We start from the raw sequence: 12,522 nt of genomic DNA on the forward strand, positions 1-12,522 counted from the left end.
GATTCCCGCAAACTAAAAAGCCCACTTTTAAGCGGGCTTTTTTAAAACGATGAGCTAGTTACTCTGTACAGGCAGCAATACGACCAGCCGTATTTTTACCGGCACCACAGTTCAGGCCATCGGGGATACCAGTGTAGTCTGGGGCCATAATACCGCCGTTACGCTGAGCGTCATGATCGGTATAAATACTCGCCAGGTTATAGGAACGCGCTGTCCCCTTATTGTCATTATCGCAGGAGAAGATAGCGCTTCCGTAAGCGATACCCAGGAAGGTCTTGTATTCCTTCAGGTTTGACCACAAGTTGCGCTTAGCAGAACCAGAGCAGTTCATCTGGGAAGCCAGATTGATGTAACCATCGTCCTCACCGCCCAACAGCAAAGAGCTAGCACTCTCAATACCAGGGAAACCGGCGTAGCCTCCAATGGTATAAACCGGTGCAGCCAGGTTGGTGCCGACATAGTTGCGCACAGCATAGACATCATTAGTCTGCAGGTAACGTACTGCTGCGCACTCGCGACCGATAAACCAATCGTTGATCAAATCTTCGATCCAGCTACCGTTACACAGTCGATCAACCCCCTCAGTACCGGTGATTGCACCACCAGTAGTAAAGATTGCCGCGATACCGCTAATGGCAGTGTCAAAGTCCACTTCAACCGCGTAACTATCATTCAGGCCTGCGACATTAACGGTTTCGGTTTTCGTCTTACAGCTTTTCCAGAACCAGGAGCCAGTACAAACCTTCGAGGTTTCGGTCACAGTATTGGAATCCAGCTGGTTGTAAGCACGGTTATAGTAAGGGGACCCCGGTACGGCATTGCCTGCGAGGTACATCATCTGGGTGGCACCCTGACTGTGGGCAATCACGTAGAAAGTATCATCGGCAGCACACTGGTTTTCATGCTCATAATCATCGCCTTCGCCATTGCGAATAGCGATTATCTGCCGAGCGATTTCACCCGCTGTGCCGTCATGCCAGTAGGGCATCTCGCCCTCATCGGTTGAGTTGTAACCAACCACACCGTAATTGCCACCATTTACACGTAATTGTTCAATAAAGTCACTACCCGCGTATTCATCGAAGTAGGCCTCACTCCAATAATCTAAAGCCGGCTGCTCAAGATTACCCTGGGAGTTAGTACGCTGCTTGATATGGCCCTCAGTACCATGGCCATGAACCAGGATGTAGCAGTTATCCGCACTTGCAGAGGCTGATCCCAAAAGCCCCGCTAATAGTAAAGAGAAGCTCGCACCCAATCGTTGATAAAGTGTCATTGTGATGTCCTTTTATTTTTGCTCAGGCTTGGTCCCAATTTTTTAAATTGTCTTTTTATGTTGCCGAGACTGTTTTATGGCTTGCGAAAGGTATCCGGTTAATAAGTGCCAAGAATATGACTAATAGCGCCAAATAGAATCTTAGGGCGACAAGCAATATGACTTTTTAGTCATAAAGAGAAGGAGGCTTAGATGAATGTGACATAGTTCGCAAAAACTAAGAACCGCGACTTCGCTCTAGGTCACAGTATTGATGAAGCTAAAGGTGAGTGAGCACTTCTAAAAAACTTTTGGAGCAAGCTATCTTTTCGAAGAAATAACTTACGTAAAGAAAAGGTTGAAATCGTTTAAATTTTAATCAACCCCTATCGTAGCACACAAGTATCGTAGCCACTTTTCTATCGATATACCTATGACACGTTATGCACCCTTTCCATAAAAAATTGTGGCACTAAATTAAAACATGCAGCAAGAATTACAAGGTATAAATATATGAGCACCTCTACGGAGATAATTTTTAGAGTCTAACGATTCGGGAAATATACTACATACACTTAAAATCAAAAGATAACCATCTAGTAGTAGGTTATCCACCGATCGAATGCATACTCATTGAACATCTACGATAGGAAGGGAAAAATGATAGAGCCAAAAAGGTTTTGGGATAAAACTGCAGCGCGCTATGCCAAAAGCCCTATAAAAGATTTAAAAAGTTACAAGAGAAAACTGGCTATAACACAAGAATATTTGCAGGCAGACTGGTCTGTATTGGAATTCGGATGCGGTACCGGCAGCACCGCTATTCAGCACTCTCCATATGTGAACAGCATCATAGCTACAGATATTTCTGGGAAGATGCTGGATATTGCCAAACAAAAAATAAAAGATGACTCTATAAAAAATATTAGCCTCCAGCAAGGATCTCTGTGCACGTTAAAATTTGAACCTGAGAGTTTCAATGCCATCTTAGGGTTAAACATTCTGCATCTTTTACAAGATATAGAATTAACCATAGACAAAGCCTACAATTTATTAAAACCCGGGGGTATATTTATTTCCAGCACAGTCTTGCTGAGTAAGAGCAAGTGGAGATTTGTATTACCATTTATGCAGCTCTTAAACTTAGCACCATATGTACACCTACTCGACAAACACAATTTATTAAGTAAACTCACCCAAGCAGGGTTTACAATAGAAAAAGAATGGCAGCCGGGAATAGACTCTATTTTTATTGTTGCGAAAAAACAGTCTCCATATCTTTCAAACCTACAATTACAGACTGACCTTTTGCCCACTTAAACATCCTTATAAGTCATGCATAAAAATACTTTACATAGAACTAAATATTGAACACACACAAACACACCGATAAAATACATTAAAGATAAAAAATCAGCTAAACCAATCAGGCTTAAATTTAAACTCAAAAAGGACAAATACCTATGAAAAAAGTACTTTCTTGTCTGCTCATGTTAGGCATATCCAGCACCGCACAATCATTTACTGAGTGCACTTTCACACCAGAGCACGTTTGGCTTGGGCTTGACGGTGAAAACGTTTGGATAAAGTTCACTCAAGGAAATGCTGTATTTAAAACAACTGATACTGCAAGTGAACGCCAACTTAATTCCATATTATCTATGTCGATGGCGGCTATCAGTGCGGATAGGAATATAGTGGTAAGATATAACGATGATGATGTAATCTGTAGCGCTTTAACTAATGGCGACCAAACAAATAACATCCTTGGTATTAAATTTAAGTAGGAGTAGTCTTGGGCAGGCTTGGGGCTATATTTAAATTGTAGCCCTACCAACCTGGCGGCCGTGTAAAATCGACACATTGAAAACCACAACTCAGAGAATACCTTTACCTCAATTTTCAGCCCCAAAACTAACAGCTAAAATTAAAATACAGCTAACAATTCTTATCACCCATGAGAGGTAAGAATAAAACCCCTGAGAAGGAAATAAATTATATCTCGCAAAGAGTCCCTAAAGAACCCCGAAATTATTTAGAGTTTTATTATTTTAAATAGACTGCTAAAAATTACATTAATCATAACGTTCAGCAGTCACAAAAACACTTAGCAAGTATACAATTAACTATCTGATATCATCCAAGGAGAATTGGAGTCAGACCAAGTAGGCTGCTCAGCACAGGCTCCACCTTCATTATACTGCACCTTGATGGCCGACTGCTGTGCAATTGATGACAAAATCAATGAATACCAGCCTCTACAAGTTTCCGGAGCAACACTATTCCAGGAACTGGACATATTACAAATAAGCCGCCCTTCAGATGATCCGTATAAGTCATTAGAAATCAACTCGACGTTGCCAACACGAGTTAATTGCACCCTATCAACTACCCCCTCACAGGTAGAGCTTGCACCGACATTGACTGCGGCCAATAAAAGGAAAAAACCAAGTATATTTTTCATACTAACCTTTAAAATTTATCAATTGACTAACCTCATATATAAAAAATAGATAGCGTGGGATATATATTTTTTATACCATCTCCCTACCCCCACTTGGTGTATTGCAACTACATCAGGGAAAGGATCTAAGTATCGATTATATCACTGTGAGGCATCAAAATTAAAAGCTACAATCTTGCACTAGTGATATAAGGTATCCAAAGGTTAAGAAGTCAAAGCCCAGGCGAGAGTTTGTACGCTTATACCTTGCAGATGAAAGAGCCCTTGCTGCCTAAATGGTCTATGTCGACCTTAAGCCTATCCGTGCCAATATGACAAAAATACCAGAAGATCCTGATTACATCTTCATTCAGCTGCGTATTCGCCCAGCAAGTTCAGATGGACTACCCAAAGACCTGCTGCTACTTGTGGGCGGCGCGCACCTAAATATGCCGAAGGGACTGTCCTTCCAGTTAGACCAATACTTGGGACTGGCGTGACCGACATTTAGACACAAGAAAGCACGATACTATTTATCAAGGCACCTTCCCTACCCTCAAATGGCTGGGCACTTCACCAAAATACCGCTGCACCTCTATCGAAAATTTAAATGCCGCTTATAGGCCTAGTGAGCACAGAAGAGGCTGTATCCAGCTCGATAAACGTTAATTGCAGGGTATAAGCGATTGCAAGCGTTTCTTTTCTGCTAAAGTCTGCTAATTCCCATACAGTTTTCCAATGCTATCCTTCTACTTTTATCCAAATTCACCATTTCGAGCCCCAAGTGAAACTCAGCATAATTTCATAGCTCTTAGCTCTAAACTAGGTTAAAACGATCGCTTGAGATACCCGCCAGTAATACCGCTAACGCGCCTCTCTAAGCTACGGAAGTCGAGATTTTCTCTTGGATTTGCGGTGCAATAATATATAGCTATCCTAGATAGTTAATCAAAGTGCTATTTCTCTCCAAAATATATCATTGGGCAAATCTGCGTCACTTGCAAAAGCTACAAAAAGTTCAATTGCCTTTTCAATATTAAACCACTCATCATTCCGAAGCGGGATGTCTCCACCAGAAAAAGAAAGTATTGATCCATCAGGAAAAGGCACACTGGGACTATTAGAATAGGCTCTGTATTGAGCCCCATCGCTTGATCCACGTTTTTCCAATAAACAAGTAAATCTACCACCACCAACCTGAACATAACTTCCTGACGGTGACGTAAGTGATGCGTAAGAGCTTGGGCCTTCACTTTTAAGTGACCTCAAAGCACGCTCAATATCCTTTCGGGTTGGACTTTCTATCTTGGCTCTATTCTCGACTTCTAATATCATGATTATTCCCAATCTATGGTATATAAACCGTATTCACACTTTTTACAGTCTGACCACTTATAGCACCAGTACCTCGCGCACCAAAGAGGTTTATATATTGATCGGTAAAACGCTGATAACCTGTCTTTGTCGCACCGCCACTTTTCACCTCTATCCCATGTAAATTTCCTTTGGCATCACGAGTAACAATATCTAACCTTCGCTTGCCTACAGGGCCCCTAACAGTTAATTCTTCACCTACAACATCCATGCCATTCTTGCGTAAAAAATCTGCAAACTCAGTTGATTTCTTTGTTCCCGGAGATGGCGATCCAGACCGGCTAGCAAATTTACCATCTGGTGTGCGAAGACTTCCATCAGAATATTCCTTAACATTGACCTTTGCTGCCTGCGTTAAAGAATCCTCAAGCTTCTCCTCCTGCTTCTCAAGCTTCGAGACCATATTAACTGCTTTCAGAGGCTTTACGACAGTCTGTGCTGCCTTAGAAAGGGCCCCCCCTAGATTTCCTGCTGCCGCTTCATCTACCGAATGCAAAGCATCAGCAATAAACACCTCAAATATCGTGGTTGACCCAACATAGGTAAATGCCCCTAAGAGCCCTCCTTGTTGAACACCATAATCCTGGATCTTCTGGAGGTTGCGCATGGCCGCTTCATAGGCGCCAAGGTTATCGATCCAAAAACTTCCATTCTTAGGTGGATGACCAACCACTATGATTTCGCCATCATCAAGAACCCCAGGGTCATTGAAACGATGAGTAGACTGCTCGCTATTACCAACTACATAGTAGCCACTGGGATCAACAAAGCTGAGCGGGTTATTAAAGGTATAGGTATACCGGTTGAAGCTCTGGCTATTGTAAGGCGACTGAATAAACAGATCCGTGCTCATAAAGCGGCCAATGACTGGATCATAGACCCGCCCATTCATATGCACCAAAGAGAGCTGATCCAGCATTTCATGGCCGGTGTAACCCTTTGTGGTCGGTAGAGTCTCTGGGTCACCATTAGTTGGATCGCCATCACTCCAATCATCCATACGGCGCAATCCAAATGGGCTGTAAGCTAACCGCTCCACCAGGTTGCCATCGTCATCGGTAATACTCTCTACAGACCCCAGGTGATCCAGGTGCATATAGAGTATTTGTGTATCGCCGGAATCAGCTTCACTGTGCAAAAGGTAGCTACCCAGGTAGCTCTTTTGGGTGGTGCCGTTCTCCCCAACCACTACCTCATACTGGCCTCCCGCCAGGTAGTAAGTAGTTACTGAATCATTGACCTGCTTATAGCGAGCGCGGTCCGGGCCATAACTGAAGTAGGTGCTATCAATACGGGTGGGCTTATTAAATACATCGTACTCCGCAGCAACATCTGCCCGACTAGTCATATTGCCGTAAACATCGTACTGGTATGAAAGACCGCCCGCTTCAGTTACTGCATGGACGCCAGCATTACCGCTACGCTCGTACTTAAGGGTCCCCACATCGGTACGGGAGGTCAGATTACCCAGGTCATCATAACCGTAATTGATAACCCGACTGCCAGAGGAAAGGCCGGTGGTACTCGCTTTGGTCAGGCGGTTAAGGTCATCAAAAGTAAAGCTCTCGACAATCGCTTCCTGCGCTGAACCCGCACTGTCCTCTCTGCTACTCGCCCGATTCAGCAGGTTGCCCATGCTGTCATATTGATAACTTAGGGATTGGATATTGCCGGTAACCGCCCCCCCCAGGTTTCCATCTCCGGTAATAATTCCGGTTAACAAGCCACTGTCGCTATCGTAAATACTTTTACTGACCAGGCCATTGCCGTACTGCTGATAAATCAGGTTGCCCCGCTCATCCTCAGTATCATCCGCCTGCCACAGCAAGGCTGGGGCACTGAGATCGGTAATATCGTAGGCGTACAGCGGGAAACCTTTGCTGTCATAGCTATGCTCAACAGCAAACCCTCCGGGATAAGTAACTGATTGCTCCCGACTGAAAGCATCGTAACTATAAGAAAAACTCTTTGTGCCCAGCCCAGTAATTGATGTCGATATCTGGTCAACTCGTGTCAGGCTGTCGTAATGATAGGATTCACTAAAGTCCGCCTTGGATTTACTACTGAGCAGACCGTACTTGGTTGTATCGTAAACCCAACTGCTGGTCTCAGACGTATTATCTGCCGCAGTATCTATACGGGAGGTAACCCGGCCCAGTAAATCAAACTCCTGGGTAAAATACTTTTCATTAGCCGTTCCCTGCGCCCAAGTCTGCCTGCGCAACTGACCCAGCCCATCGTATTCAAAGTTGAGCTGCCCCGAGTCGGGGTCTTGTATCTGAACTTTATTGCCAGACAAGTCGTAATCAATAGAAATCCGACTATTCGAATCACCATTAACTTCAGTTTGCACCAGGTTACCCTGGCTATCGTACTCATAGGAGATAGGCGTGCCGTTGGCATCGACTACACGAACAACCTGCCCCAAACTATTTAAGTAGGTGTAGTGCTCTTGCTGGCTACTGCCTCCATCACCATCTTCTACCGTCACCGTACGCTTTATTTTTTGTGCGTAAGTGCTGTCGCTACTGTAACTAATTACAAGGCTGCCACCTGCATCACGCTGCTTGGTCTCCATCCGTAACAGCTCGTCATAGGTATAAGTCGTCCAGGCCGTCGCTGAGCTTCCAGTAAAAGGCTCTGATTCACGGTAGACTTGGCCAGCCGTATTGTATTCAGTATCCACTTTAATGCTGCCGCCACTCATGGTGAGTTGCTCACTGCGCACCTCTCGCCCCAGCATATCGTAGTAGACCGCTGAGGTCGGAGCGCCGAGATAGCCTGGCAAGGCATCATTGGTTATCTCAGAAATTACCACATATACAGCGTCTGCAGGGCAAGACACCTCAACAGAGTCACAGAAGTAACGGAAAATCTCTGTGTAGGTGCCATCTGCAGACTGCTCAACCTCAGCACGGCCAAATGCGTCATACAGCGTAGTTTGGGTCAGCCCGTTGGCATCGGTAGTAGAGTTAACCAGGCCATACCGTGTGTCATAGGTTAAGGTGACGGTATGGTCCAGTGCATTTTTTACAGTCTGGGGATAGAGCTGATCCAGGAAATCACTGAGCGTTTCAATGGAGCGGCTACTTAAATTACCGCCATCGATATCGCCGCCGGTAATCTTGGTATTGGTCACCAAGCCCTGGCTATTGCGTGTGTAAGTGGTTTGCAGCCAGTTATCCTCGCCCACAAACTCCTTGCTGACCGCTACCGCAAGAGTATCCGGTTCTGCAGTGTAGGTATGGGTATAGGAACGCTGATCAGAGCTACTACCATTATTAGTAGTTACCGTACGGCTATCTACAAAGGAAATCAGCCAGTCACTTTCATTGGGAGATACACTACTAACTGTTTTCTTAGTGCCCTCCACCCCTGTCACCGTACTGCCAGAGAGGCCTGCACCGGAGGTTAAAGTAACCGTTAGCGGGTTTCCGTAGACATCAAAACTACTCTCTATTTTGCTAACTTTTAGAGGAGACGATGTACTACTCGTTGTTAAGCCGTATTCACGGGTAATACTATCGGCCAAATAGGGGAAACGATCATTACTGCTATGTAGCTCGTAGTTATTGTCGATTATCTCTACCAGCTTACCGCTGGAGTTTTTAATTGTTTTGGAAGACAAAAATCCAGTATAGGGAAACTCTTGCAAGTATTCGCTAGTAGTTACCAGGCTGGAAACAGCATCTTCAACTATCTGCTCTTCAAAGCCCAAGAAACCACGACCGTGTAGATCGCGCTTGAATCCCTCGTAGTGATAATAACGATTTCTATCTCCTCCTAAGCCATCACTGGTTTCCGTTTGGTAAACCACATAGTGGCCACTGACATCATTAATAACTGGGAAATCAGAGCCCTGTACACTGGTATATACGTTATCGCCATTCACTGAACGACTAGATATCAGGGGACTGTATGAAAATTCTACGCCAGCTCCAAGACTGTTAGTGGCACTCTTTAAGAGATCAGTCCTACTCTCAGCTCCCATTAATAATTGAACAGGGTCTCCAGCTCCTCCAACCTCAGGTGGAGCCGCCCTACTATAGTAAACATCTGCTTGGCCATCGCTATTGATATCAAATATCACTGGAGGGTTATCTTCAGAGATATCGTAATCCAACAGGTGCTCCAGAATTCCACCAAAGGGGTCAACATCGAGCTCTACAAAAGCTGGAGTTGCCTGCCCCTGCGAATCGGTTACTTGTGTCGACAGCAATACTCTCCAGGCTGAACCATCTGCCTTCTGGGCGACGATATCCATTAACCCATCGCGGTTATAGTCCATTGGGAAGGACACCTGATTTTGATGATCACCAGTACTAATACCGGTGTCAATTTCATCACCAAATGTACCGCCCTCGTTTAAATAGATCCGCCAGCTACCGTTTGTTGCACCATCATCTGTAATTCGGACCAAGAAGTCTTGCAGTCCATCACCATTAATATCGGTAAATATACCGTTATAGTTAGTGTCGTAATGCTTGTGTTTCGTCGTTTTTATATGCCACTTATTAGTCCTAAAAATTGATCGGTTTGTGCCTGACAATTCGGAAACCTGCACAATATCTACATCTTCACCATCACCGCGCGGTAAAATCGGTGTGGAATCATATTCAAGAGCTCCATCGCCCTTGTTTCTGAGAATGTAGCGCCCACTACTGCTATGAACAGAAAGATCTAGCAGACCATCATTATCTACATCAACAAGCAAGGGGCTTCTTGTGCTGAAACGATCCGAACTCCCGTACATGGAGCCATCACCTTTATCTACAAAATTATCCCCGCCATCATCCCATTCAGCGTCATTTCTCAACCATACAGAACCACCAAACCCAATGCGACTTAGGAAAAAGTCATCGCGACCATCGCTATTAAAATCCGCAACTATCACAGTAGCCTGGGGGGAAACCATATTGGCACAACAGTCATCATCCTTAGGGAAAACCTTGGTAATTGTAGAGTTACCAGAACCATCGAGATCAAATCGGACTACATATAAAGCTAAATATGCTTGGCCTGTAGGAGCAACGGACCGGTCTCCCAAAAGCATCCCGTACTCACTACCAAGCCTAATGGGCTGAACGATATCCCCATCATCGGTGCCCTCTATAATGACACCATCTGCCGTGGTTACCGCTGTAGAAGTAAAACAACCCTCCTCAGTCCCCCGGGCAACAAACCAACTATCCCCCTTAAAAACAATGTCCTTAATACCATCATTATCGACATCCATGATCAAAGGAGATACAGAACGGAGGTAATCAGCTGGATCATTTTCACAGTGACTAAAATCTGAGCTCTCAAAGCCCATTTCACCATCTTGCCAAGCAAAAGTAGCCGGGCGCGCGCAATCCTGGGTCACCCCATCATCGCGATACCCACACTCGGTGATACCCGCCAGGCGATATCGGTGAGTAATACCACCGCGCTCATAGTGCAGGTTATATACCCGCACAGGGGTTCCACTGGTGGAATTTGAAGGATTGGTAACATCAATATAGGTGGTTACAGATTTAAGTAGCTTGCTAGTGACGATACTGCCACCATCGTCATAACCCCAGGGGCGATCTGTCAGGTAGCTGGCACTATCAGTTTCGCGATCTTCATATTCAAAACGAACAGCTGAATCGGGACCATAATCCACTCGCTGAGGATAAAACTCACCAGAAGAATTATTCTCGTAATAGGTAACCGTATAACTATTACCAAAACGGTCTGTTACTTTATTGACAGCCCAGGTACCTATAGGACCGCTGGATTGGCCCGGAGCTTCTACCCGACTATCGGAAGTATTACCAAATTCAAGAATTAGGCCACTTCGGGTCCAGGCTTTAAAATACTTGGGGCCATTACTTTGTGAACCACTGGAAACAATCTTGGTAAATACATCAATCTCAGTGCGGTACTCTGTACCGCTTGCCCAGTATTGGCTATTGGTTGCAGGATCACTAGAAGCACTGATAGCAATCAGTTTTTTCCCATCCAGACAAAGACGCTCACTGGTGCTGTAGCGCTCCGCCCCCGATTGGGCAGACGTGCCCTCTGTTGCCAGTGTAGGCTTGCAGCGATGAATGTAGGAAAGGCCGTTTAGTTGCCACCCCATTCCCAGCAAACCATTACCACTTTGACTGCTGTATCCTAAAGAGAGCTTGGGCTCAATCCCGTTAATGCCTGCAGGGATCTCAAGGGGCATATTGTATGAAGCTGCCCCAGTAGGACCCACTCCAGCATCGCCTTTGGAGAGGGCAACAAAACTACTACTGTTGTCCAGGTAAGTTTTAACTGCTGATAGCTCACCATTGCTATCACCATAAGCTACTTCATGAACACCATTAGAGCCCTCCAGTAGCAGATCATCTACCCCATCTCCATCGACATCCGATACCGACACAGATGCCCGATTAGATGCAAATAAATTGCTGTCCAAGTAATCTGAGATAACTAGACTGCTCCCTGATAATAAGATCAGGCTGTCATCACTGGCGCTGGCGCCTTGCAGGAAATAGTCAGTATTACCATCCCCATCAAAATCGCCCGTCAAAAGTGATTGGCGCGCACTGGACCAACTGACACTATCGAGCGTTGACTGATTGGGAGAGGCGACTACGCTATAAGTCCCATCACCTTTAGAGAGCAGTACAATTGCCTCGTACAACGAATCAGTAACAATAGGGGTAATTACATCTCCGTGAAGCAAGATGTAATTGGGATTTGGTGACAGGTAGAGGTCATCATTACCATCTCCATCATAATCACCCGTTAAGATTTCATGGCCAATACTTGTCCACTCTGCTTCATCAGCGTTTGCCACTCCTGAAAAAGCTGCAAAAGTCAAAAACAATGTTAATTTAATTGGTTTTAGAAATCCCAGAAGACGACCCAACATCGATTTCACTTTTAACATATTTCTTCATTCCCCAGAATGATGCTCTTGTAGGCTACTTACACTTCTTTAGCTTAAAAATAGAGACCAAACTCTTACTATTTTAAACGCGGAATTAGAAGGTGTACCCCCGAGACAACCGCACTCATAAGCATTTGTGAATCGTATAAATTTGGCGAAATACTATTCCGTAAAAAAGAAATTTACAAGGAAACCCTAAACCAACAAGATCAAATTTGGGAAAAACATTAATGCATGAAAAGTCACATCTTAATTTCGTATATTTACTGAGATTTTTATAGGTGTGCACAAATAGCAATCCCGCAATCCCGCAATCCCGCATTACCGCATTACCGCATTACCGCATTACCGCATTACCGCATTACCGCATTACCGCATTACCGCATTACCGCATAAAGCGTCCGCACCACCTTAAATACAGAAATGGCACTTGACATCAAAAGAAAAGAAAAAACAAAGGTCACTATCAAACGAAAAGAAAATGAGAAGTCGAAAAAAAACACTAAAAAATTGCAATTTAGCCCAAGAAGAAGCTGGGAACGA

Annotated in this window: 7 protein-coding genes; 3 read left to right on the top strand and 4 right to left on the bottom strand. The window is 44.6% G+C overall.

Annotated features, from left to right (window positions below; all coding sequences use genetic code 11):
• Positions 1-58: 58 nt before the first annotated feature.
• Positions 59-1,276: a hypothetical protein gene (locus ACJJI8_RS00415; protein ID WP_444907544.1), complete on the bottom strand. Its 1,218-nt coding sequence runs from the start codon at positions 1,274-1,276 to the stop codon at positions 59-61.
• Positions 1,277-1,915: 639 nt separating this feature from the next.
• On the opposite strand from ACJJI8_RS00415, the gene ACJJI8_RS00420 reads away from it, so the two are divergent.
• Positions 1,916-2,575 carry a class I SAM-dependent methyltransferase gene (locus ACJJI8_RS00420; protein WP_444933924.1) on the top strand — a complete coding sequence of 220 codons (660 nt, stop codon included), beginning with the start codon at positions 1,916-1,918 and terminating at the stop codon, positions 2,573-2,575.
• Between the two features lie 143 nt (positions 2,576-2,718).
• Complete coding sequence (locus ACJJI8_RS00425; protein WP_444933925.1) at positions 2,719-3,042, top strand: hypothetical protein; 324 nt, start codon at positions 2,719-2,721, stop codon at positions 3,040-3,042.
• A 335-nt stretch (positions 3,043-3,377) separates the two neighbouring features.
• On the opposite strand, the gene ACJJI8_RS00430 is transcribed toward ACJJI8_RS00425, so the two are convergent.
• Positions 3,378-3,719, bottom strand: coding sequence for a hypothetical protein (locus ACJJI8_RS00430; RefSeq protein ID WP_444933926.1), 342 nt, complete (start codon positions 3,717-3,719; stop codon positions 3,378-3,380).
• A 275-nt stretch (positions 3,720-3,994) separates the two neighbouring features.
• Between ACJJI8_RS00430 and ACJJI8_RS00435 the strand changes: the two genes are divergently transcribed.
• On the top strand, positions 3,995-4,198 hold the full coding sequence (locus tag ACJJI8_RS00435; RefSeq protein WP_444933927.1) for a hypothetical protein: 204 nt from the start codon (positions 3,995-3,997) through the stop codon (positions 4,196-4,198).
• 448 nt (positions 4,199-4,646) lie between these two features.
• Here ACJJI8_RS00435 and ACJJI8_RS00440 read toward each other — a convergent pair whose 3' ends face one another.
• Both ACJJI8_RS00440 and ACJJI8_RS00445 read right to left on the bottom strand, forming a co-directional pair.
• Complete coding sequence (locus ACJJI8_RS00440) at positions 4,647-5,033, bottom strand: hypothetical protein (protein WP_444933928.1); 387 nt, start codon at positions 5,031-5,033, stop codon at positions 4,647-4,649.
• Between the two features lie 13 nt (positions 5,034-5,046).
• Positions 5,047-11,979, bottom strand: a complete 6,933-nt coding sequence (locus ACJJI8_RS00445; RefSeq protein WP_444933929.1) for an FG-GAP-like repeat-containing protein — start codon at positions 11,977-11,979, stop codon at positions 5,047-5,049.
• Positions 11,980-12,522: the final 543 nt, after the last annotated feature.

It is taken from the genome of Microbulbifer maximicatervae (SeqCode), assembly GCF_052467695.1.

What these genes read in the sequence shown, in the direction of transcription:
- ACJJI8_RS00415 (WP_444907544.1), bottom strand. Translation starts at nt 1,276, where the DNA reads ATGACACTTTATCAACGATTGGGTGCGAGCTTCTCTTTACTATTAGCG.
- ACJJI8_RS00420 (WP_444933924.1), top strand. Translation starts at nt 1,916, where the DNA reads ATGATAGAGCCAAAAAGGTTTTGGGATAAAACTGCAGCGCGCTATGCC.
- ACJJI8_RS00425 (WP_444933925.1), top strand. Translation starts at nt 2,719, where the DNA reads ATGAAAAAAGTACTTTCTTGTCTGCTCATGTTAGGCATATCCAGCACC.
- ACJJI8_RS00430 (WP_444933926.1), bottom strand. Translation starts at nt 3,719, where the DNA reads ATGAAAAATATACTTGGTTTTTTCCTTTTATTGGCCGCAGTCAATGTC.
- ACJJI8_RS00435 (WP_444933927.1), top strand. Translation starts at nt 3,995, where the DNA reads ATGGTCTATGTCGACCTTAAGCCTATCCGTGCCAATATGACAAAAATA.
- ACJJI8_RS00440 (WP_444933928.1), bottom strand. Translation starts at nt 5,033, where the DNA reads ATGATATTAGAAGTCGAGAATAGAGCCAAGATAGAAAGTCCAACCCGA.
- ACJJI8_RS00445 (WP_444933929.1), bottom strand. Translation starts at nt 11,979, where the DNA reads ATGTTAAAAGTGAAATCGATGTTGGGTCGTCTTCTGGGATTTCTAAAA.